This is a genomic window from Streptantibioticus cattleyicolor NRRL 8057 = DSM 46488 (genome assembly GCF_000240165.1).
In the GTDB taxonomy this organism is placed as follows: domain Bacteria; phylum Actinomycetota; class Actinomycetes; order Streptomycetales; family Streptomycetaceae; genus Streptantibioticus; species Streptantibioticus cattleyicolor.
In genome coordinates this window covers 1,144,756-1,166,080 of record NC_017586.1, presented here as the reverse complement: position 1 = coordinate 1,166,080, position 21,325 = coordinate 1,144,756, and the positions used below count along the sequence as shown (strand labels likewise).

General features: G+C 73.6%; 19 protein-coding genes. 8 read left to right on the top strand and 11 right to left on the bottom strand.

The genetic code is table 11. The features are described from left to right. Nucleotides 1-8 precede the first annotated feature (8 nt). Complete coding sequence (locus SCATT_RS04925; protein ID WP_014141831.1) at nt 9-983, top strand: aldo/keto reductase; 975 nt, start codon at nt 9-11, stop codon at nt 981-983. Between the two features lie 46 nt (nt 984-1,029). Here SCATT_RS04925 and SCATT_RS04920 read toward each other — a convergent pair whose 3' ends face one another. From SCATT_RS04920 to SCATT_RS04910, 3 genes are all read right to left on the bottom strand, one after another. After that, nucleotides 1,030-1,818 (bottom strand): class I SAM-dependent methyltransferase, encoded by a 789-nt coding sequence (locus tag SCATT_RS04920; protein ID WP_014141830.1) that lies wholly within the window; start codon nt 1,816-1,818, stop codon nt 1,030-1,032. Further along, the gene (locus tag SCATT_RS04915; protein ID WP_014141829.1) at nt 1,815-3,194 is read right to left on the bottom strand and encodes a cytochrome P450; all 1,380 of its coding nucleotides are present in this window, start codon (nt 3,192-3,194) and stop codon (nt 1,815-1,817) included. The genes SCATT_RS04920 and SCATT_RS04915 overlap by 4 nt, the downstream gene beginning before the upstream one ends. A gap of 421 nt (nt 3,195-3,615) precedes the next feature. Beyond that, nucleotides 3,616-4,386, bottom strand: a complete 771-nt coding sequence (locus tag SCATT_RS04910; protein ID WP_014141828.1) for an IclR family transcriptional regulator — start codon at nt 4,384-4,386, stop codon at nt 3,616-3,618. A 141-nt stretch (nt 4,387-4,527) separates the two neighbouring features. Here SCATT_RS04910 and SCATT_RS04905 point away from each other — a divergent pair, with 141 nt between their 5' ends. Both SCATT_RS04905 and SCATT_RS04900 read left to right on the top strand, forming a co-directional pair. Next, complete coding sequence (locus SCATT_RS04905) at nt 4,528-6,117, top strand: aldehyde dehydrogenase family protein (RefSeq protein ID WP_014141827.1); 1,590 nt, start codon at nt 4,528-4,530, stop codon at nt 6,115-6,117. 163 nt (nt 6,118-6,280) lie between these two features. Next, nucleotides 6,281-6,985, top strand: a complete 705-nt coding sequence (locus SCATT_RS04900; protein WP_014141826.1) for a hypothetical protein — start codon at nt 6,281-6,283, stop codon at nt 6,983-6,985. A gap of 16 nt (nt 6,986-7,001) precedes the next feature. On the opposite strand, the gene thpD is transcribed toward SCATT_RS04900, so the two are convergent. The 5 genes from thpD to SCATT_RS04875 form a co-directional block, all read right to left on the bottom strand. Then, nucleotides 7,002-7,901 (bottom strand): ectoine hydroxylase, encoded by a 900-nt coding sequence (gene thpD / locus SCATT_RS04895; protein WP_014141825.1) that lies wholly within the window; start codon nt 7,899-7,901, stop codon nt 7,002-7,004. A gap of 72 nt (nt 7,902-7,973) precedes the next feature. Next, the gene (locus SCATT_RS04890; RefSeq protein ID WP_014141824.1) at nt 7,974-8,378 is read right to left on the bottom strand and encodes an ectoine synthase; all 405 of its coding nucleotides are present in this window, start codon (nt 8,376-8,378) and stop codon (nt 7,974-7,976) included. Between the two features lie 80 nt (nt 8,379-8,458). Beyond that, complete coding sequence (ectB, locus tag SCATT_RS04885; RefSeq protein WP_014141823.1) at nt 8,459-9,727, bottom strand: diaminobutyrate--2-oxoglutarate transaminase; 1,269 nt, start codon at nt 9,725-9,727, stop codon at nt 8,459-8,461. Between the two features lie 144 nt (nt 9,728-9,871). Beyond that, nucleotides 9,872-10,402 (bottom strand): diaminobutyrate acetyltransferase, encoded by a 531-nt coding sequence (gene ectA / locus SCATT_RS04880; RefSeq protein ID WP_014141822.1) that lies wholly within the window; start codon nt 10,400-10,402, stop codon nt 9,872-9,874. Between the two features lie 425 nt (nt 10,403-10,827). Beyond that, nucleotides 10,828-11,931 (bottom strand): pyridoxal-phosphate-dependent aminotransferase family protein, encoded by a 1,104-nt coding sequence (locus SCATT_RS04875; RefSeq protein WP_014141821.1) that lies wholly within the window; start codon nt 11,929-11,931, stop codon nt 10,828-10,830. A gap of 87 nt (nt 11,932-12,018) precedes the next feature. Here SCATT_RS04875 and SCATT_RS04870 point away from each other — a divergent pair, with 87 nt between their 5' ends. Further along, the gene (locus SCATT_RS04870; RefSeq protein ID WP_014141820.1) at nt 12,019-13,110 is read left to right on the top strand and encodes an amidohydrolase family protein; all 1,092 of its coding nucleotides are present in this window, start codon (nt 12,019-12,021) and stop codon (nt 13,108-13,110) included. Nucleotides 13,111-13,130: 20 nt separating this feature from the next. On the opposite strand, the gene SCATT_RS04865 is transcribed toward SCATT_RS04870, so the two are convergent. Then, nucleotides 13,131-13,928, bottom strand: a complete 798-nt coding sequence (locus tag SCATT_RS04865) for a Clp protease N-terminal domain-containing protein (RefSeq protein ID WP_014141819.1) — start codon at nt 13,926-13,928, stop codon at nt 13,131-13,133. A gap of 207 nt (nt 13,929-14,135) precedes the next feature. Between SCATT_RS04865 and SCATT_RS04860 the strand changes: the two genes are divergently transcribed. From SCATT_RS04860 to SCATT_RS04845, 4 genes are all read left to right on the top strand, one after another. After that, entirely contained in the window at nt 14,136-15,017 is an 882-nt protein-coding gene (locus SCATT_RS04860; RefSeq protein WP_014627513.1) for an ABC transporter ATP-binding protein, read from the top strand. Next, a complete protein-coding gene (locus SCATT_RS04855) occupies nt 15,014-15,886 on the top strand; it encodes an ABC transporter permease (protein ID WP_014141817.1) in 873 nt (290 codons plus the stop codon). Before SCATT_RS04860 ends, SCATT_RS04855 begins: the two co-directional genes overlap by 4 nt. Nucleotides 15,887-15,888: 2 nt before the next feature. After that, nucleotides 15,889-16,335, top strand: a complete 447-nt coding sequence (locus tag SCATT_RS04850) for a hypothetical protein (protein WP_014627512.1) — start codon at nt 15,889-15,891, stop codon at nt 16,333-16,335. Between the two features lie 158 nt (nt 16,336-16,493). Continuing rightward, nucleotides 16,494-19,301 (top strand): bifunctional YncE family protein/alkaline phosphatase family protein, encoded by a 2,808-nt coding sequence (locus SCATT_RS04845; protein ID WP_014141815.1) that lies wholly within the window; start codon nt 16,494-16,496, stop codon nt 19,299-19,301. 19 nt (nt 19,302-19,320) lie between these two features. On the opposite strand, the gene cobC is transcribed toward SCATT_RS04845, so the two are convergent. Further along, a complete protein-coding gene (gene cobC, locus SCATT_RS04840; protein WP_014141814.1) occupies nt 19,321-20,376 on the bottom strand; it encodes an Rv2231c family pyridoxal phosphate-dependent protein CobC in 1,056 nt (351 codons plus the stop codon). After that, nucleotides 20,360-21,319: a sirohydrochlorin chelatase gene (locus SCATT_RS04835; RefSeq protein WP_014141813.1), complete on the bottom strand. Its 960-nt coding sequence runs from the start codon at nt 21,317-21,319 to the stop codon at nt 20,360-20,362. Before SCATT_RS04835 ends, cobC begins: the two co-directional genes overlap by 17 nt. Between the last annotated feature and the right edge of the window lie 6 nt (nt 21,320-21,325).

The following is a 21,325-nucleotide window of genomic DNA, read 5'->3' as shown; positions in this document are numbered from 1 at the left end:
AGGCACCCATGGAGTACGTGAAACTCGGCCGGACCGGACTGGACGTCTCACGACTGGCCCTCGGCTGTATGAGCTACGGAGTGCCCACCCGCGGTCCCCACCCGTGGACGCTGGACGAGGAGAGCAGCCGCCCCTTCATACGGCGCGCGATCGAGGCGGGCATCAACTTCTTCGACACCGCCAACTACTACTCGGACGGCACCAGCGAGGAGATCGTCGGCCGCGCCCTCGCCGACTACACCCGCCGCGACGAGGTGGTCATCGCCACCAAGGTCTACTTCCCGATGCGGCCGGGGCGCCCCAACGGCTCCGGGCTCTCCCGCAAGGCGATCATGACCGAGATCGACAACAGCCTGCGCCGCCTGGGCACCGACTACGTTGACCTCTACCAGATCCACCGCTGGGACCCGCACACCCCGGTCGAGGAGACCCTGGAGGCCCTGCACGGCGTGGTCAAGGCGGGCAAGGTCCGCTACCTCGGGGCGAGTTCGATGTACGCCTGGCAGTTCGCCAAGGCGCTCCACCTCCAGGAGCGCAACGGCTGGACCCGGTTCGTCACCATGCAGAACCACTACAACCTCGTCTACCGCGAGGAGGAGCGCGAGATGCTGCCGCTCTGCGCGGACGAGGGCATCGGGGTGCTGCCGTGGAGCCCGCTGGCCCGCGGCCGGCTCACCCGCCCCTGGGACGTCGGCACCGCGCGCACCGAGACCGACGAGGGCAGCAAGACCTTCTACGTCGACCAGGACCGCGAGATCGTCGACGAGGTCGGCCGGGTCGCCGAGGAACGCGGCGTGCCGCGCGCCCAGGTCGCCCTCGCCTGGGTGCTGCGCAACCCCGTGGTGACCGCCCCCATCGTGGGCGCCACCAAGCCGCACCACCTCGACGACGCCCTGGCCGCGCTCGACCTGGAACTCACCGACGAGGAAGCCCAACGCCTCCAGGCCCCCTACACCCCGCGTGAGGTGTCCGGCCACCAGTGAGCCCCCGGCCGGGCCCGGGGGCGTCCCCGGCCCCGGCCGCCGCCCGTCAGCCGGGGGCGATCACGCAGCGCTCGACGAGGGTGACCAGCGGCAGCTCGAACTCCCCGCACGCCGTCTCCGGCCGCCCGCCCAGGTAATCGCGCACCCTCTCCAGCCCCCGCCGCCGCTCCTCCGCGGGGAGCACCAGGAACCGCGAGTGCGTCGCGAGGGTCGCGGTGAGCGAGTCGGCGGTACGGCGCTGCGCGTGCGGGAACGTTCCGCGCTCGACCGGGGTGTACGACGGGTGCCCGGGGATCATCGGCTCCTCGGGCCACCCGGTGAACGACACCTGGACCCCGGACACCTCGGCCAGGCCCGCCACCCACGGCACCCGGTCGTCGTCGGCGTTCCACAGCCCGGCGAGCACCCCGCCCTGGGTGAGCACCCGGGCGATCTCCGGCAGCGCGAGCCGCGGGTCGAACCAGTGGAACGCCTGGCCGATCAGGACGGCGTCCACCGAACCGTCCGGCAACGGGATCTCCTCGCCCCGCCCGGCCAGCACGGGCACCCCCGGCTCCCGCCGCCGCAACTCGTCCGCCATCTGCGGATCCGGTTCCACCGCGGTGACCCGGTGGCCGGTACGCAGCAGCACGCCGGTGAGCTTGCCGGTGCCGGCGCCCAGATCGAGCAGGTGCGGGCGGTCGTCGGCGGCCCCGCCCGATGGCCGTCCGGCGAGCGGTCGCAACGCCCACGCCACCGCGGCCTGCGGGTAGTCGGGCCGATGGTCGGCGTAAGCGCCCGCACTCCCGCCGAACGACGACGCCCGGCGGGTGTGGCCGGTCTCCTGTGAGGTCATGCCGGGTGACTGTAGCGGGCGGTCGCGTAGCGGGCGCTGCGCCGCGAGGCCGAGGGGCGCGTGGTGAGTTGGAGGGGGAGGGAGTCGGGGTGGGGCATGGAGCTGATCGTCTCGCGGACGCGGACGCGGGGTGGGAGGCGGATCGTCCAGCGGGCGACGACGGCCGCGACGACCGCCGCCATGGTGGTCATCGCCAGGTGTTCGCCGATGCAGCGGTGGGCGCCGACCCCGAAGGGGAAGAACGCGCCCTGCGGCAGTGCCCCCTCGCTGCCGATCCGTGACGGGTCGAAGCGCGCCGGGTCGCGGTGGAGCCCCGGGTGGCGGTGCATCGCGCGCGGGCTGTAGCCCACTTCGGCGCCGGCCGGGACGGCGACCCCGGCCAGGGTGACCGCGTGCCGGGTGCGCCGGGTGAAGAGCGTGGGCGGGTGCAGCCGCAGCGTCTCGTGGAGCACCTGCCGCAGATACGGCATGCGCTGCAGCCCGTCGTAGGTGGCCGGGCCGTCCCGCAGCACGGCGTCGACCTCGTCGGCCAGCCGCGCGGCCACCCGCGGGTGGGTGGCGATCTCGTACAGCGCCCAGGCCAGCGTGGTGCTGGTGGTCTCCAGCGCGGCGAAGAGCAGGACCAGGAACTCGCCGCGGATCTCGCGCGGGGTCAGCGGCCGGCCGGTGGCCCCGTGCCGGGCGTGCAGCAGCGCGGAGAGCGCGTCGTGGTGGCCCTGGCCGTGCTCCTCGCGTTCCCGGACGAGCCGTTCCACCAGGACGCGGAAGCGGCCCATCGCCTCGGCCAGCCGCCGGTTGCCGGGGGTGGGCACCTGGGTCACGGCGGCCGGCAGGAGGGTGCCGGGCAGCAGCCGGCGGGCCACCTGGTAGATGGTCCGCTGGATGTCGTGGACGTCCTCGGTGGACAGTTCGGTGCTGAACAGGCAGCGCAGGACGGTGCAGGCGACGACATCGGAGAGCTGCTGCCGCACGTCGGGCAGCCGGCCCGGCCGCCATCCGGCGGCCAGCGCCTCGGCCTCCTCCACGATGGCGTCGGTGTACTGCCGCACGCTCGGCCGGTTGAACACCGGCTTCAACGCCCGGCGTTGGCCGCGGTGGGCCGGGCCGTTGGAGGCGATCGGCGGGTTGTCGAAGTGGCCGGCCAGCACCTCGAAGAACCGGCCGCGTTCGAAGGTGTCGGTGTCCACCTGGATGCGGTGCACGAGGTCGGGGTCGTTGGCGAGGTAGACCTGAAGGCGGCCGATGACCACCCGGACCAGCGGATCGTCGGTGCGGGTGGACTCGAAGAAGGACAGCGGCCGGCCGAGGACGGCCAGCGTGTGGCCGATCAGCGGCAGGCCGCCCGGTGCGCTGGGGCAGTTCACCACGTCGTGCATCGGTTCCTCCTGAACGGAGCGGAACGGAAGGCGGCGCGCGGAGCGGCGGGGCCCTTCGGGGCGGCGGGTGCCCTCGCGGACGCTCATGACGGGGCGCGGGCCGGCCCGCCGGCCGCCACGGGGACGTCCCGGCGGCGGGGCTGAGGCCGGGGCTCACCACGCCGAAGGCGCCCTGGCGGGACGGGCGTTGGCCGGACGACCACGCCTCGCACCGCCGTCCGTGCCGGGGCCTCGGGCCCGCCGGCCGCCTCCGCTGACGTCACCTCGGATCCCTTCACCCGCCGCCTCCAGCGAGGCTAGCCGCGACGCGGCCGGTCACCCGGTTTCCGTCCGGGGACGGAGGATTCTTCGGCACGTCGGCCACCGGCGGACCGGCGGCGGATCAGGGGAACGGGTCCGGGCGGGCGCGGCGCGCGCCGGGTCACAGATGCCGGGTGGCCAGGGTGAGGCGGTCGCGGGCGTCGAAGAGCGCGTCCTTGATGGTCTGTTCGTGCGCCGGGGACAGCCGGGCCACCGGGACCGAGCAGCTGATCGCGTCGCGCGCCGGGGTGCGGTAGGGGAGCGCCACCCCGAAGCAGCGCAGCCCCACGGTGTTCTCCTCGCGGTCCACCGCGTACCCGCGCTCGCGGATGGTGCGCAGTTCCTCGATGAGCCGTTCCCGGTCGGTGATGGTGTGCTCGGTCAGCGCGTCGAGGGTCTTCGGGAGCATCGTGCGCACCTGCTCGTCGGGATAGGTGGCCAGCAGCGCCTTGCCCAGCGCGGTGCTGTGCGCCGGCAGCCGGCGTCCCACCCGGGTGAACGGCCGTAGGTAGTGCTGCGACTGGCGGGTGGCCAGGTAGACCACGTTGGTGCCGTCGAGCCGGGCGAGGTGGATGGTCTCGGTGGTGTCGTCGGAGAGCCGGTCGAGCGTCGGCCGGGCCGCCGCCACCACCTCGTCGCCGTCGATGTAGGAGGTGCCGACCAGCAGCGCCCGCACCCCGATCCCGTACCGGGTGCCGGTGGCGTCGGTCTCCACCCAGCCCAGGTCGACCAGGGTGCGCAGCAGCATGTAGAGGCTGGACTTGGGGTACCTCGTCGCCTCCTGCACCGCGGCCAGGCTGTGCATCCCGGGGCGCCCCGCGAAGAACTCCAGCAGTTCGACGGTGCGTACCGCCGACTTCACCTGCGTGCCGCCGCCTTCGCCGACCGGCATGGCCGAACCCCTCTTGTTCCGGGCGGGAGACCGCCAGTAGGCTCCCGCCGAGTTCACGAGCAAAAACCGTGTTCAGCATAGCGAACACGTTGTGCGGCGTCCGACCGTCCTCACGCCGAGACAGGCCAGGAGGTTCCTTCCGTGCCCGTACCAGTCTGGAGCGTCGACCCCCGCACCGGGAAGCCACGGGAGCAGGTGGCGGTCGAGGCCACGGCGGCCGAGGTGGACGCGGCCGTCACCGCGGCGGCAGCCGCCCTGCCCGCGCTCGCCGACCGCGCCGCCCGGGCCCGGCTGCTGCGCACCGCCGCCGATCTGCTCGACGGCGCCGCCGACCGTCTGGTGTCCACCGCCGACGCCGAGACCGCGCTCGGCGCCCCCCGGCTCACCGGTGAACTCGCCCGCACCACCTTCCAACTCCGGTTCTTCGCCGACCTGGTGGACGAGGGCGCCTTCCTCGACGTGCGGATCGACCACGCCGATCCGCACGCCGTCCCGGCGCCCCGCCCCGATCTGCGCCGCTACAAGGTGCCCATCGGCGTCGTCGCCGTCTACTCCGCGAGCAACTTCCCCCTCGCCTTTTCCGTGCCCGGCGGCGACACCGCGAGCGCCCTCGCCGCCGGCTGCTCGGTCGTCGTCAAGGCCCACCCCGACCACCCGGCCACCTCCGAACTCTGCGCCGCGCTGCTGCGCCGCGCCGCCGCCGAGGCCGGACTCCCGGAGGCGGTCGTCTCGTTGGTGCACGGCTTCCGGGCCGGGACCGACCTGGTCGCCCACCCCCTGGTGGCCGCCGCCGGGTTCACCGGGTCGGTGGCCGGCGGCCGGGCGCTGCACGACGCCGCGGCGGCCCGCCCGCGGCCCATCCCCTTCCACGGCGAACTGGGCAGCCTCAACCCCGTGGTGGTCACCGCCGCTGCCGCCGCCGAACGCGCCGAGGAGATCGGCACCGGTCTGGCCGCCTCCTTCACCCTGGGCAACGGCCAGTTCTGCACCAAGCCGGGGCTCGTCCTCGTCCCGGCCGGGGACGCGGGGGACCGCCTGGTGGCCGCCCTCGCCGGGGCCGTCGCCGAGGCCCCGGCCGGGGTCCTGCTGGACGTCCGGATGCGGGAGCGCTTCCTGGCCGGGGTCCGGGAGCGGGCCGCGCTGCCCGAGGTGACCGCCCCCGTCGCACCCGGCCCCGGCGGGACGGACGGGGCACCGCTCACCGTGCGCCCCGGCTTCCTCACCGTGCCCGCCGCCCGGCTCGCCGCGGAAGGCCCGCACGACCTGCTGACCGAGGAGTGCTTCGGCCCGGTCACCGTGGTCGCCCGCTACCAGGACGGCCCGGCCGGCACCGCCGAGGTCGCCGCGGTGCTGGCCCGGCTCGCCGGCAACCTCACCGCCACCGCGCACCTGTCCCGCGCCGAGGCCGCCGGTACGGGAAGCGCCGCCGAGCTGCTGGCCCGGCTGACCCCGCTGGCCGGCCGTGTGCTGGTGAACGGCTGGCCGACCGGGGTCGCCGTGGCCCCCGCCCAGCACCACGGAGGCCCCTACCCGGCCACCACCTCGACCTCGACGTCGGTCGGCGCCACCGCCGTCGAACGCTGGCTGCGCCCCGTGGTCCACCAGGACACCCCGCCCGCGCTCCTGCCACCGGAACTGCGCGACGACAACCCGTCCGCCCTGCCCCGCCGGGTGGACGGCGCCTTCGAGCAGGCCCCGGCCAGGACCGCCCCGCCCGCCACATCTTCCTGAGACACACCCCTCCCCTCGCTTCTATAGCGCCCGCTAAAAAACGTGATGACGTCACCGTAGCACGCCTTCTATAGTGAGCGCTAGAAAAAAGAAGCGGGGGCAGCGCGGCTATCCTGGGCGGCGCTCGGGCCCACCGCCCTACGCCGACCGAAGGACCCCTGCCGTGGCCGACCGCACCTCCCGCACCCGCCGCCTCCTGCCCGTCACCGCGACCGCGTTCGCCGCCTTGGCCGGAGCGGCCCTCGCGGCCTGCGGCCCCACCGGCACCGACGCCAAGGCGGCCACCCACTCACCCGGCCCGAGCGCACCGGCCACCACACCCGGCGCGGACGGCGGGGGCGACGGCTCCGGCGTACCCCAGCACCCGCGCACCACCGCCGAGGGGCGCACCACGCCGCCGCCGTGGGCCGCGCCCACCGACGCCACCGCCCGGGTCCGGGCCGCCGGGCTGCCCATGCTCGGCGCCGAGGGCCAGGTCATGCACATCCACACCCACCTCGACGTGCTGGCCGACGGCAAGCCGGTCACCGTGCCGGCCTTCATCGGCATCGACGAGCAGGAGCAGCGCATCAGCCCGCTGCACACCCACGACACCTCCGGCGTGATCCACATCGAGTCACCGGTGAAGTCCACGTTCACCCTCGGCCAGTTCATGACCGAGTGGGACGTGGCGCTCTCCGCCGACCACATCGGCGGGCTCAAGGCGGGCGGCGGCAAGGAACTGCGCGCGTACGTCAACGGCAAACAGGTCAAGGGCGACCCCGCCGCGATCGTGCTCAACGCTCACGACGAGATCGCCCTTGTCTACGGGCCGGGCGGGGCCACCATGAAGGTCCCCAACGACTACAAGTGGCCCGCCGGCCTGTAGGTCCTACCGGTGCCGGTCAGCGCACCGGGGTGAAGTCCCGCGCGCCGATGAACTCCGGACGGCGCGCCGGGGCGGCGTACGGCTCGACGGCGGTGTTCTCCACGCTGTTGAAGACGATGAAGACGTTGCTGCGCGGGAACGGGGTGATGTTGTCCCCGGAGCCGTGCATGCAGTTGCAGTCGAACCAGGTGGCGGAGCCGGCCGGGCCGGTGAAGAGCTTGATGCCGTGGGCTTCGGCGAGTTCGCTCAGCGCCTGGTGCGAGGGGGTCCCCGCCTCCTGCATCTTCAGCGACTGCTTGTAGTTGTCCAGCGGGGTCTCACCGGCGCACCCGATGAACGTCCGGTGCGACCCCGGCATGATCATCAAGCCGCCGTTGGTCGGGTGGTTGTCGGTCAGCGCGATGGAGACCGAGACGGTACGCATCCGCGGCAGCCCGTCCTCGGCGTGCCAGGTCTCGAAGTCGGAGTGCCAGTAGAAGCCGCTGGCCCCGAAGCCGGGCTTGACGTTGACCCGGCTCTGGTGGACGTAGACGTCCGAGCCGAGGATCTGCCGGGCGCGGTCCAGCACCCGCGGGTCGCGGACGAGTTCGGCGAAGACCTCGCTGATCCGGTGGACCTCGAAGACGGACCGTACGTCCTGCGACTTCGGCTCGACGATCGACCGTTCGTCGGCCCGGACCGCCGGATCGGCGATCAGCCGGTCCAACTCGGCGCGGTAGCGGACGACTTCCTCGGGGGTGATGAGCTGGTCGACGGTGAGGAACCCGTCGCGTTCGAAGCCGCTCAGCTCGGCCGGGCGGATCGGCCCGGGGGCGTCGGGCCCGGACCACACCACCGGGTCCTGGCGCGGAACGGCCACCTCGGTGGCGCCACGGGTCGGGTAGACGTCGGCGATGCGCTCGGGGGCGGTGGTCATACGGCTCCTTTCAGGGCGTCGTCGGGAGGAGGGAGGAGGGAGGGACGAGGGAGAGGGGGGAGCGGACCCGGCTCAGGCGCCGGCGGGCTCGGTGAGCAGCGGGTAGACCCCGTTCTCGTCGTGGTCCTCACGGCCGGTGACCGGCGGGTTGAAGACGCACACGCAGCGGAAGTCGGTCTTCGGACGCAGCGTGTGCTTCTCGTGGCCGTCCAGCAGATACATCGTGCCCGGGGTGATCCAGTGCTTCTCACCCGTCTCGTCGTTGGTCAGCTCCGCCTCGCCCTCGACGCACAGCACCGCCTCGATGTGGTTGGCGTACCACATCGACGTCTCGGTGCCCGCGTAGAGGACCGTCTCGTGCAGCGAGAAGCCGACGCCCTCCCGGGCGAGGACGATGCGCTTGCTCTCCCAGGTGCCCGACGCGGCCTTCACATGCCGGTCGGTGCCTTCGATGTCCTTGAACGAGCGGACGATCACGGTGACGTGTGCCTTTCTGTCGGTACGGGGTTCTCGGCGCCCGGTCGGCGCCGGACGCGCGGACGGGCGCGGGGGTGCGGTCAGGCGGTGTCGCGGACCGCGCGGGCCAGGGTGCGCAGCCCCTCGTCGAGTTCGTCGGGGGAGACGGTCAGGGCCGGCAGCAGCTTGACGACCTCGCTCTCCGGCCCGGAGGTCTCCAGCAGCAGCCCCAGCTCGAAGGCGCGGCGGCAGACGGCGCCGGCCCGGGCCGGGTCGGTGAACTCCAGCCCCCACACCAGCCCCCGCCCCCGGTACGTGGCGCCGGACCGCGGGTGCTCGGCGGCGATCTCCCGCAGCGCGGCCTCCACCTGCTCACCGCGGGCCACGGTCTGCTTCTCCATCTGGCCGTCCGCCCAGTACGCCTCCAGCGCGGCCGTCGCGGTGACGAACGCCGGGTTGTTGCCGCGGAAGGTGCCGTTGTGCTCGCCGGGCTCCCAGATGTCCAGCTCCGGCTTGAAGAGCGTCAGCGACATCGGCATGCCGTAGCCGCCGATGGACTTGGACAGGGTGACGATGTCCGGGACGATGCCGGCCTCCTCGAAGGAGAAGAACGGGCCGGTGCGCCCGCACCCCATCTGGATGTCGTCGACGATCAGCAGCATGTCGCGCCGTCGGCACAACTCGGCCAGGCCGCGCAGCCATTCGGGGCGGGCGACGTTGATGCCGCCCTCGCCCTGGATGGTCTCCACGATGACCGCGGCGGGCTGGTTGAGGCCGGAGCCGGAGTCCTCCAGCAGGCGCTCGAACCACAGGAAGTCCGGGACGCGACCGTCCAGGTAGTGGTCGAACGGCATCGGGGTGCCGTGCACCAGCGGGATGCCGGCGCCGGCCCGCTTGAAGGCGTTGCCGGTGACCGCCAGCGACCCCAGCGACATGCCGTGGAAGGCGTTGGTGAACGAGACGATCGCCTCGCGGCCCTTGACCTTGCGGGCCAGTTTGAGCGCGGCCTCCACGGCGTTGGTGCCGGTGGGGCCGGGGAACATCACCTTGTAGTCCAGGCCGCGCGGGGCGAGCACCACCTCCTGGAACGAGCTGAGGAAGCGGCGTTTGGCCGTGGTGCTCATGTCGAGGCCGTGGGTGATGCCGTCGCGTTCCAGATAGTCCAGCAACGCGCGTTTGAGTACCGGGTTGTTGTGGCCGTAGTTGAGGGCGCCCGCACCGGAGAAGAAGTCCAGGTAGCTGTGGCCGTCCTCGTCGTAGAGCCGGCTGCCCTGCGCGCGGTCGAACACCGCGGGCCAGCCACGGCAGTAGCTGCGGACCTCGGACTCCAGCGACTCGAAGATGCTCAACTCGGGCGGGGTGATGGTCACCGTGATCTCCTCGGGGCTGATGTGAGGGGAAGAGGGGGGAATGCGCGGCCGGCGAGGGAAAGGCGCCGGCCGGGTGTCGGCCAGGGGTCGGGTCGGCCAGGGGTCGGGTCGGCCAGGGGTCGGGGCAGCGGGTCGGTCAGCGGGTCAGGTCAGCGGGCCTATGCGGTACAGCACCTCGGGCGCGTGCGGGTCCGGGAACTGGCCGCCGTGGAAGAGCACTTCGCGCTCGACCGCGGCGCCGTGCCGCGCCCCGAAGGAGGTGAACAGCCGGTTGGACGCCTCGTTGTCCGGGGTGATGGTGGTCTCCAGGTGACGGATGCCGGCCTCGGCGGCCCGTTCGGCCAGACCGTCGAGCATCGCCGCGGCGAGTCCGCGTCCGCGGTACGCGCCGTCCACCGCCACCTGCCAGACGACCAGCGTCCCGGGGCGCTCGGGGCGTACGTAACCGGTCACGAAACCCACCGGGGTGCCGGTTTCGTCCCGCGCCACCACGGATGTGCCGGCGAAGTCGCGGCACCAGAGCAGATAGCTGTACGACGAGTTGAGGTCCAGTGCCTTGGAGTCACGGGCGATCCGCCAGATCGCGGCGCCGTCGTCCACCGAAGGCGTGTCCAACCGGAAATCCGTCCGGCGTTCCGGCTCAGCGGGCAGAAGTTCTTCCGACGTGGCGGTCATGCGGGATGAATTTACCCAGCGAAAAAGCGAAATGCATCGGGGCGCGGGGTTACCTGAAAGCCCTGCTTGTGTTATCACGCGCACGCGAACATCGTGGCCGACGGGCGGTTCTGCGTACCGATGTGCCCGGATATGTCCGGGCACATCGGGCGCGTTGTGGAGTCGGTCACACCTGGGTAACCTCCCCGGAACACGCCTGGAATCGGCCGCCGGACCGCTGTGAAATCTTGGTGTTTAGCCCGCCGGAGGCTGGGCAGAAGAGAACGGGCGAATGCGCTCCGTGAATTCTCGGAATTCCGCCGGAGAAATATGGATATCGCGGTGAGCGGCGCGGCGGGAGGTTTGCCCGGGCGGCACGCGGAAAAACGCCCGCCATGGCGGGCGTCGTGGACCGGGTGGTGCGTGCTGCCCGGGGCCGGACGGCGTCAGGCGGACCAGGCGGCGGAGGCGGCCTCCAGGGCGGCGGCCGGGTCGGCGTCCAAGGCGGTGGCGAGCGCGGAGAGGGAACGGTGGATCACCGGCAACTGGGCGTCCGGACCGTAGTGGTTGACGCGGATCATCTCCTTGGCGAGGGCGCCGCCGCCCGCGGTCAGCGGCACGGCGGGGTCGGCCCGGAGCGCGGCGGCGACGATCTCGCGGGCGTCGCCGGTGGTGCGCAGCGTGGTCGCCACCGGGGCCGCCTCGTGGTCGAGGCGCACGTACGGCTCGACGCCGTCGCCCAGCGCCCGTACCCCGGCCCGGGTAGCGACGGCGGCGGACCGGTGGCGGCCGGTCACCGCGTCGAGGCCGTCGTGCTCGACGCGGTCCAGGCAGGCGTCGAGGGCGAGCATCTCCAACTGGGCCGGGGCGTGCGGCAGCGCGGCGCGGCCGGTGTCGATCCAGCGTTCCTTCCAGTCCAGCAGCGACAGGTAGGAGCGGCGCGGCGCGGCCGGGTTGTCGGCCATGCGCTGCCAGGCGCGCTCGCTCACCGAGACCGCGGAGACCCCGGCCGGGCCGCCCATGGCCTTCTGGGCGCCGATGACGCACAGGTCGACGCCCCACGCCTCGGGCAGCAGCGGTTCGGCGGCGACCGAGGCGACGGCGTCCACCATCAGCAGCGCGCCGTGCGCCCGTACCGCCTCGGCGATCTCGGGCACCGGGTTGGTGTTGCCGGTCGCCGCCTCGGCGTGGACCAGGGAGACGAAGTCGATCCGCGGGTGTTCCGCCAGCGCCCGCGCCACCTGCTCGGCGCCGGCCGCCGTGTGGTACGGCACCGCGAGGTCGACCACGGTGACCCCGCAGTCCCGCAGCCAGCCGCCGAAGGTCTGCCCGTACGGCCCGGTGACCACGTTGAGCGCGGTGGAGCCGGGGCGGGCGGCGGAGCGGATGCACCCCTCCAGCGGCAGCAGCGCCTCGCCCTGCATGACCACGATGTCCTGCGTGGTGCCGAGCAGGGCCGCGACCTTGCGCTCGATGGCGGCGAACCGCGCCGCGGTGAGCGGTTCGAGGTCCAGCAGGGGGTGCGGGGTGATGGGGGACGGGTGTGTCACTGCGTGTCGCCTTCCCGGACGGTCAGGGGGTTTCGCCGAGCGTACCCGGCGGTCCGGCGGCGCCCGCGGGCTCGTAGAGTCCTGTCCATGACGGATGGCGCGGTGCTGCACATCAAGGGCCGGGTGCTGGTCGGACCGGAGGAGGTCCGCGACGAGCTGTGGGTGGTCGGCGGCCGGATCACCTACCGGCCTCCGGCCACCGCCCGGGACGTGCGGACGGTCACCGGCTGGGTGCTGCCCGGTCTGGTGGACGCCCACTGCCACGTGGGCCTCGACGCGCACGGCGCGGTGGACGAGGCCACCTCGGAGAAGCAGGCGCTGGCCGACCGGGACGCCGGGGCCCTGCTGCTGCGGGACGCCGGTTCGCCCGCCGACACCCGCTGGGTGGACGACCGCGCCGACCTGCCGAGGATCGTGCGGGCCGGGCGCCACATCGCCCGCACCCGCCGCTACATCCGCAACTACGCGCACGAGATCGAGCCGGGCGACCTGGCCGCGTACGTACGCCGCGAGGCCCGGCGCGGGGACGGCTGGGTCAAGCTGGTGGGGGACTGGATCGACCGTTCGGTGGGTGATCTGGCGCCCTGCTGGCCGCGTTGGGCGATCGAGGAGGCGATCGCCGCCGCCCACGAGGAGGGCGCCCGGGTGACCGCGCACTGCTTCGCCGAGGACTCGCTGGCCGACCTGGTCGAGGCGGGCATCGACTGCGTGGAGCACGCCACCGGGCTCACCGAGGAGACCATCCCGCTGTTCGCCGAACGCGGGGTGGCCATCGTGCCGACGCTGGTGAACATCGCCACCTTCCCCCGGCTCGCCGACGGCGGCGAGGCCAAGTTCCCCAACTGGTCGGCGCACATGCGGCGGTTGCACGCCCGCCGTTACGACACGGTGCGCGCCGCCTACGACGCCGGCATCCCGGTCTTCACCGGCACCGACGCGGGCGGTTCGCTGCCGCACGGACTGGTGGCCGACGAGGTGGCCGAACTGGTGGAGGCGGGGATCCCGCAGGTGGCGGCGGTCTCGGCGGCCACCTGGGGGGCACGCCGGTGGCTGGGCCGACCGCTGCTGGACGAGGGCGCCCCGGCCGACCTGGTGGTCTACGAGGCCGATCCGCGGGCGGACGTACGGGTGTTGGCGGCCCCGCGGCGGATCGTGCTGCGGGGCCGCGTGGTGGGCTGAGCAGTGGTGGGCTGAGCGGCTCAGTCGCCGCCGTCGGTCTTCTCGCCGCCCTCGGACGTCTCCCGCTGACCGCCCTGCTCGCCACCGGACTTCAGGTACTGGTCGAGCAGGGCGACCACCCACTCCTCGGTGCGTTCGCGGGTGACGCCGAGGCCGATGAGGATCTCGGCGCCGAGTTCGCCCTCGTTGCGCAGCAGGCCGAGCAGCAGGTGCTCGGTGCCGATGTAGTTGTGGCCGAGGTGGAGCGCCTCGCGCAGCGCGAGCTGGAGCGTCTTCTTGGCGCCGCGGCTGAAGCGCAGCCGGTCCTTGTCGGACGCCTCACCTTGGCCGAGGGCGGTCAGCACCACCTCGCGGACCTGCTCGGCGGGGGCGCCCAGGGCCTCGACGGCCTTGACGGCCAGGCCCTGGGAGTCGTCCAGCAGCGCGAGCAACAGGTGCTCCGAGCCGATGAGTTCGCCGCCGAGCGAGCGCGCGTACTGCTGGGCGTTCTCCACCGCCGTGCGGGCGCGCGCGGTGAACCGGGTGAACAGGTTGGAGCCGGGGGCCGCCTCCAGCAGCTCGTCAGGCTCGGTCTCCTTGGGGACGAAGCGCTTCTGCGCCGCCTGCTTGCTCACCCCCATGTGCTGGCCGATCTCGGTCCAGGAGGCGCCGGCGCGGCGGGCCTGGTCCACGAAGTGGCCGATGAGGTGGTCGGCGACCTCGCCGAGGTGCGTGGAGGTCTCCACGGCGTCGGAGAGGTGCTGGAGGGCGTCGGCCTCCGGGTTGCGGTTGAGGACGTGCTCGATCAGGTCGTCGAGCCGTACGGGGTTCTTCGACATGCGTCAACCGTAGGTTGTCGATACCGGAGCGTCAACCCTTGGTTGACGATCATGCCTCCGTCGCTCCGGCGCTGTAGCCCGGGCGGCATCCGTTGTTCCTCCGCGCGTCTTCCGCCGTACGCCGGCCGGCCCTACGTTCACAGCCGTTGACGGCAACGGGCGAGGGGGTGCGGGCGGTTGGGGACGGCGGTCGAGGCGCGGGGGCTGGTGAAACGATTCGGTGCGACCACGGCGGTGGCCGGCGTCGATCTGACGGTGGCGGTCGGCGGGGTGCACGGGCTGCTGGGGCCCAACGGGGCGGGGAAGACCACGGTGTTGCGGATGCTGTTCGGGCTGGTGCGCCCGGACGCCGGAACGCTGCGGCTGCTCGGCCGGGAGCGCCCGCCGGGCGGCCTGGACGGGGTGGCCGGCTTCGTGGAGAGCCCGCGCTTCTACCCGTACCTGTCGGCCGGCCGCAACCTGGCGCTCCTGGCCGACCTCGACGGCGGCGCGGCCCCCGGGCGGATCGACGCCGCCCTCGACCGGGTCGGGCTCGCCGGTCGCCACCGCGCCAAGGTCGGCGGCTACTCCTTCGGCATGCGCCAGCGGTTGGGCATCGCCGCCGCCCTGCTGCGCGCCCCGCGCCTGCTGGTGCTCGACGAACCCGCCAACGGCCTGGACCCCGCCGGCGTCCGCGACATGCGCCGCCTGGTGCGCGAACTCGCCGCCGACGGCCTGACCGTCCTGCTCAGCAGTCACAACATGGCCGAGGTGGAGGAGGTCTGCGACGACGTGACCGTCCTGAGCGCCGGCCGCGTCGCCTACACCGGCTCCCTCGCCGACCTGCGGTCCCGCGCCCCGGACCCCGCCCACCACCTGCGGACCAGCGACGACGAGGCGGCGGCGCGGGCCGCCGCGGCCACCCCCGGGGTCACCGCGGCCGGCCACCCCGACGGCGGCCTCGCGGTGCGCGCCGCCCCCGACGCGCTCGACGCCTACGTGCTCGCGCTCGGCCGGGACGGCGTCGCGGTACGCGCGCTGAGCCTTCGGGCCACCCCGCTGGAATCGCTCTTCCTGACGCTCACCGGCACCGGAAGGGGCGAGCCATGACCGCCGTCGCCACCACGGACCGGCCCGCCGCGACCGGGCGCACCCGCGGCGGGACCGGCGTGGTCTACCTGTGGGAGCTGGAGAAGCTCTGCGCCCAGTGGCGGATCCGGGCCGTCACCGCGATCTGCCTGCTGGCGCCGTTCGTCTTCACGCTGGCGCTGAACACCCAGGACACCGTGCCCTCCGACACCCTCTTCGGGCGCTGGGTGCACGACACCGGGTTCGCCGTCCCGCTGGTGGTGCTGGGGTTCGCCGGGCAGTGGGCGTTCCCGGTGCTCACCTGCCTGGTCGCCGGGGACATCTTCGCCGCCGAGGACCACCACGGCACCTGGAAGACGATCCTGACCAGGTCCCTGGGCCGTGGCCGGCTCTTCGCCGGCAAGGTGCTGGCCGCCGCCACCTTCACCGTGGTGGTGGTCGCCCTCGCCGGGGTGAGCAGCCTGGCCGCCGGGGTGCTGCTCGTCGGCCGTGAGCCGCTGGTGGTGCTGGACGGCACCCGACTGGGCCCGGGGCACGCCGCCGCTCTGGTCGTCCTCGCCTGGCTGACCGCCCTGCCGCCCGCGCTCGGCTTCACCGCGCTCGGCGTGCTCTGCTCGGTCGCCACCCGGCACACCGCCGCCGGGATCGGCGTACCGGTGCTGGCCGGGCTGGTGATGCAGCTGCTGGCGTACGTGGGCGGCGGGCCGGTGCTCGCCGGGGTACGGCACGCGCTGCTCACCACGCCGTTCGACGCCTGGCACGGGCTGGCGCGGGCGGCGCCGTACCACGGGCCGCTGATCGAGGGGGCGTTGGTGAGCGCCGGATACCTGGTCGTCTGCCTGGCCGTCGCCGGGGCGCTCTTCCGGCGCCGTGACTTCACCAAGGGGTGACCGTGAGGAAAGCGCGCAAGGGCGCCGTGACCGCCCTCCTCGCCGCCGTGACGCTGGCCGGGGCCGCCGCGTGCGGGACGCCGGAGATCACCGCCGACCGGCTCGCCGGCTCGGTGGGCCCCGAGTTCCGCCGGCTCTTCGTCCTCCAGCAGGTCCAGCTGCACGGCGCGGACAACACCCCGCCGCCGGACACCTGGGCGCGGTGCGGCAAGGGCGGAAGGGCGGCGGGCGGCAGCGGCCCCGGCGACGACTGGGTCTGCCTGGTGCACTGGCCGGCCCCCAGCGGGATCACCCAGCCCATCGGCTACGAGGTGCACGTCGAACCCAACGGCTGCTACAGCGCGCAGGGCCCGGCGACCCTCGTCGGCCAGCAACGCGTCCAGGGCGCCGACGGCCGTACCCGCACCAACCCGCTCTACGAGTTCGACGGCTGCTTCGACACCACCTGAACTCCCGCCCGACCGGCAGGCGTTGCCCGCCCGATACGTTCACCGACCGGCCGTCCGCGGGCCACTTCGCTCCCACTCGTCATGTTCACGTACACCGCTACGGTCGGCGCCCGACGCCCGTTCCGACGCCACGGCACACGACAGGGGACCAGATGAGGATGGGGCACAGACACAGCAGCGGACCCAAGGGGCTGCGCGGGACGGCGATCGCCGCGCTCGCCGTCACCGCCGCCTTCGGGGTCACCGCGGCAGCCGCCGCGGCCGGGGTCACCGGAGCGTTCGGCGGCTTCGGCACCGACAAGGTCGACGGGCAGCGGACCGCCAAGGGCATCCTGCTGCCGGACAACCAGCGCATCACCCCGCTCGGCGACCGCCACCTGGTGGGCGACGGGCGGCTGGTCTCCAGCACCCTCAGCCCCGACGGCCGCAAGCTGGCCGCCCTCACCTACCGGCAGGGCACCGGCTACCTGACCATCATGGACGTGGCCACCGGCGCCGTCGTCCAGCAGGTCGGCACCGGCGCGGCCGGCGACAGGAAGATCGGCGACGGCAAGGTGGCCGCCGACGGGCCGCTGTACTCGCCGGACGGCCGCACCCTGTGGTTCCCGCAGAGCTCCGACCTCGCCCGGTTCACCGTCGGCCCGGACGGCAAGGTCACCGGCGCGCCGGTGGTCGTCAAGCTCACCGGCCCGCACGGCAGCGCCCTGCCGTCCGGCATGGCGCTCTCCGCGGACGGCGGCAAGCTCTACGTCGCCCTCAACGGCAGCAACACCCTGGGCGTGGTCGACACCGCCACCAACACCCTGGTGCGCCAGATACCCGTCGGCATCGCCCCGCGCCAGGTGGTCGTCACCGGCGGCGAGGCGTTCGTCTCCAACGAGGGCGGCCGGCCCCCGAAGCCCGGCGACCGCACCAACACCACCGACGGCAGCCAGGTGGTCGCCGACGCCCGGGACGGCCGCGTCACCAACGGCACCGTCTCCGTGATCGACCTCGCCTCCGGCACCGAGAAGAGCACCGTGCGGGTCGGCCTGGAGCCCAGCGCGCTCACCCTGGCCGGCACCTCGCTGCTGGTGGCCGACTCCGGTGACGACAGCGTCTCGGTGATCGACACCCGCACCAGGCGGGTCACCCAGACCTTCAACGTCAACCCGCTGCCCGGCTCCTCGGTCGGCAGCTACCCCAACGCGCTCGCCTTCGCCGGCCCGCACACCCTGCTGGTCAGCATCGGCCGGGACAACGCCCTGGCCCAGTACCGGTGGGACGGCGGACGCGCCCCGGTGCGCTACGAGGGGCTGATCCCCACCGACTGGTACCCGGTGGCCGTCCAGCGCTCCGCCGCCACCGGCCGCGTCGTGGTCACCAACGACAAGGGCATCGGCACCCGCGGCGCCTTCTCCACCGTCTCCGAGGGCCCCGGCACCAATCCGGCCACCGGCCACAACACCTACGACGACACCGGCTCGGTGACCACGTTCACCCCGCCCAGCCACGCCGCGCTCGGCAAGCTGACGCACCAGGTCTTCGTCGACAACGACTGGGAGAAGCTGCTGCGCCGCGGATCCGGCTACGGCACGGCGGCGGACCGGCCCACCGTGATCCCGGCGCGGCTGGGCAGCCCGTCGAAGATCAAGCACGTCTTCCTGATCGACAAGGAGAACCGCACCTACGACCAGGTGCTCGGCGACATGGGCAAGGGCGACGGCGACCCGTCGCTGGCCCAGTTCGGGCGGCACGTGACGCCCAACCTGCACGCGCTGGCCGGGCGTTACGCCCTGATGGACAACTTCTACGACATCGGGACGCTCTCCGCCGACGGCCACAACTGGCTGGTGCAGGCGGACGCCAACGACTACCTGGAGAAGGAGTTCGGCGCCTTCTACCGCAGCTACCCGGCGCTCGGCAACGACGCCCTGGCCTATCAGCGCAGCGGCTTCCTGTGGGACACCGTGCGGCGGGCCGGCAAGACGGTGGACGACTACAGCGAATACGCCGGCAACATCGCGCTGCCCGCCACCGGCGCCCCCACCTGGGCCCAGTGGTACCACGACGCGCGGGTGCTGGAGGGCAAGGCGACCGGCCCCCTCGCCACCCCGATCGGCGCCTACCCGACCACCTCCGACGTGCCGTCGGTCAACGCCATGAACCACCCGGACTACCCGACGTTCGACACCGACATCCCCGACCAGTACCGGGTGGACATCTGGCAGCGCCACTTCGCCCAGGCGGTGAGGACCGGCAAGCTGGCCGACCTCACCTTCATCCAGCTCCCGCAGGACCACACCAACGGCATCAGCGGCAAGGACCCGTTCCCCACCGCCATGGTCGCCGACAACGACCTCGCCGTCGGCCGGATCGTCGACACGATCTCGCACAGCCCGTTCTGGAAGGACAGCGCCGTCTTCGTCCTGGAGGACGACTCCCAGAACGGCACCGACCACGTGGACGGCCACCGCGCCCCGCTGTGGGTGGCCAGCCCCTACGCCAAGCGCGGCACCGTGGTGTCCACGTACTACTCCCAGGTCAACGTGGTGCGCACCATCGAGCAGATCCTCGGGGCGCAGCCGATGAACCAGGTGGACCGGGCCGCCGAGCCGATGTACGACGTCTTCACCGACCACCCGGACCTCACCCCCTACACCGCCCGGCCCAACGAGATCCCGCTGGACCTCGGGCTCAAGTCCGCAGCGGGTCGGGCCGCCGACGCCTCGACGGCCTCCGCCGCCGGCCGGCCCGAAGTGCCCGCCCACGTCAAGGAGTTGGCCCGGCAGTGGGAGGCGTGGAGCCGGCTCCAGCGGACCGGCGGCGCCAAGCCCCAGCTCGACCAGGTCAACCCGGCACAGCTCAACCGCGTCGACTGGTACGCGGCCACCGGCTGGGCCCGCCCCTACCCCGGTGACCGGCGGATCCTCGGCCCCGACGAGGTGCCCGGCCGCGACACGCCGCCGCAGGAACTCGGCGACTGACCCGGCCCCGCGGCGGCGCTCACCCCGCCAGCGCCTTCTCCAGCGCCTCGGCGAACCGGTCGCTGGTCTCCCGGTCCCGGACCGCGGTGCGCAGCCACCGCGGTCCGAGACCGGGGAAGGTGTCGGCCCGGCGGACGGCGAACCCCAGGTCGCGCAAGCGTTCCCGAACCCCGTCCGCCCGGTCCAGGCGCAGCAGCAGGAAGGGGCCGGCGGCCGGGGTCACCACATGGACCCGGGCCAACGCGGCGAGCCGGTCCAGCAGATGGGCCCGGTCCCGGGCGATGGTCAGCGCCGCCCGCTCCGCCTCGGCCAGCGCGGCCGGCTCGCAGCACGCCTCGGCCGCCGCCAGCGCCGGGGTGGAGACCGGCCACAGCGGCTGCGCCCGGCTCAGCGCGGCGATCACCTCGGGGGCGGCGAGCACGTACCCGATCCGCAGCCCCGCCAGCCCCCAGGTCTTGGTCAGGCTGCGCAGCACCACCAGACCGGGCAGGTCACGCCGTCCGGCCAGCGACCCGCTCTCGCCGGGCACCGCGTCCATGAACGCCTCGTCCACCACCAGGACGCGCCCGGGACGCGCCAACGCGGCCAGATCGGCGGCCGGATGGAGCACCGAGGTCGGGTTGGTGGGGTTGCCCACCACCACCAGGTCGGCTTCCCGCGGCACCGCGGCCGGGTCCAGCCGGAAACCGTCCTCCTCCCGCAGCACCACCCGGTGCACCCGGTGGCCGGCGTCCCGCAGCGCCGCCTCCGGCTCGGTGAACTGCGGGTGCACCACGGTCGGCCGGCGTGCCGCCAGCGCCCGGGCCAGCAGCACGAACGCCTCCGCCGCGCCCGCCGTCAGCAGCACCTCCTCCGTGGGACGGCCGTGCCGGGCGGCCACCGCGCGGCGGGCCGCCCGGCCGTCCGGATAGGCGGCGAGCGTGCTCAGCGAGGCGGTGATGCGCGCGGTGAGCCACGCCGGGGGCGTGCGGGTACGGACGTTGACGGCCAGGTCGGTCAGGTCCGCGCCCGCGTCACGCACCTCGGCGTCGCCGTGGTGGCGCAGGTCGTGGCCGTCGTCAGTGGGAGTGGACATGGCCGTGGTCGTGGTGGCCGTGGCCGTGCGAGGGGTCGTCGGGGTGGTGGTGCGGCTGCTGCGGCATGCCGACGCGCTCCTCGAAACCGGGCAGCGCTATCCGGTACACGCACGAGTCGCAGTTCATCCGCAGGTCGCCGGTGAGCGTCTCGCGGTAGCGCTCCATCACCAGCTCGACCAGTTCCTCGGTGGGGCCGATGACGTCCGCGTGGCGCACCTCGACCTCCGGGTGGGCGTCCGCCCAGCCCTGCGCCTGCTGCCGCACCCGGTCCGGGAGCACCCCGGTGAACAGGAAGTAGGGCAGCACCACGATCCGCTCGGCGCCGAGCCTGGCGCACCGGTCCAGACCTGACGGTACGTCAGGTGCGGCGAGGGAGACGAACGCGGTCTCCACGTTCGCGTACCCGCGCCCCTCCCACAGCAGTCGGGCCACCTTGAACACCTCGGCGTTGGCGTCCGGGTCGGTGGACCCCCGGCCCACCAGCAGCACCGTGGTCCGCGCCCGGTCGGCCGGGGTGCGCGCGGACTCGCCCAGCGCCTCGTCCAGCCGCCGCTCCAGCACCTTCAGCAGCCCCGGGTGCGGCCCCAGCGGACGGCCGTAGGCGTAGCTGGTGCCCGGGTGGCGCCGCTCCTCACGGGCGAGCGCGGCCGGGATGTCGCCCTTGGCGTGGCCCGCCGAGACCAGCACCAGCGGCACCGCGGCGAACCGCCGCACCCCCCGCTCGACCAGCTCGGCCACCGCGTCCGCCAGCGGCGGCGGCGACAGCTCGATGAACCCTCCGCCCACCGGCAACTGCGGGTTGCGCTCGCCGAGTTCCCGGACGAAGGACCGGAACGCCTCCGCGCCCGCCTCGTCCCGCGTGCCGTGCCCCACGAGCAGCAGGGCGGGGGCGGGCGGTTGCGGCGCGGCGGCGTCGGACGCGGGTTGCGGGGACGAGGTCATGCGAGG

Excerpts from the sequence above, each read along its gene's own strand:
- SCATT_RS04925 (WP_014141831.1), top strand. The coding sequence starts at position 9 with ATGGAGTACGTGAAACTCGGCCGGACCGGACTGGACGTCTCACGACTG.
- SCATT_RS04920 (WP_014141830.1), bottom strand. The coding sequence starts at position 1,818 with ATGACCTCACAGGAGACCGGCCACACCCGCCGGGCGTCGTCGTTCGGC.
- SCATT_RS04915 (WP_014141829.1), bottom strand. The coding sequence starts at position 3,194 with ATGCACGACGTGGTGAACTGCCCCAGCGCACCGGGCGGCCTGCCGCTG.
- SCATT_RS04910 (WP_014141828.1), bottom strand. The coding sequence starts at position 4,386 with ATGCCGGTCGGCGAAGGCGGCGGCACGCAGGTGAAGTCGGCGGTACGC.
- thpD (WP_014141825.1), bottom strand. The coding sequence starts at position 7,901 with ATGACCACCGCCCCCGAGCGCATCGCCGACGTCTACCCGACCCGTGGC.
- ectA (WP_014141822.1), bottom strand. The coding sequence starts at position 10,402 with ATGACCGCCACGTCGGAAGAACTTCTGCCCGCTGAGCCGGAACGCCGG.
- SCATT_RS04870 (WP_014141820.1), top strand. The coding sequence starts at position 12,019 with ATGACGGATGGCGCGGTGCTGCACATCAAGGGCCGGGTGCTGGTCGGA.
- SCATT_RS04865 (WP_014141819.1), bottom strand. The coding sequence starts at position 13,928 with ATGTCGAAGAACCCCGTACGGCTCGACGACCTGATCGAGCACGTCCTC.
- SCATT_RS04855 (WP_014141817.1), top strand. The coding sequence starts at position 15,014 with ATGACCGCCGTCGCCACCACGGACCGGCCCGCCGCGACCGGGCGCACC.
- SCATT_RS04845 (WP_014141815.1), top strand. The coding sequence starts at position 16,494 with ATGGGGCACAGACACAGCAGCGGACCCAAGGGGCTGCGCGGGACGGCG.
- cobC (WP_014141814.1), bottom strand. The coding sequence starts at position 20,376 with ATGTCCACTCCCACTGACGACGGCCACGACCTGCGCCACCACGGCGAC.
- SCATT_RS04835 (WP_014141813.1), bottom strand. The coding sequence starts at position 21,319 with ATGACCTCGTCCCCGCAACCCGCGTCCGACGCCGCCGCGCCGCAACCG.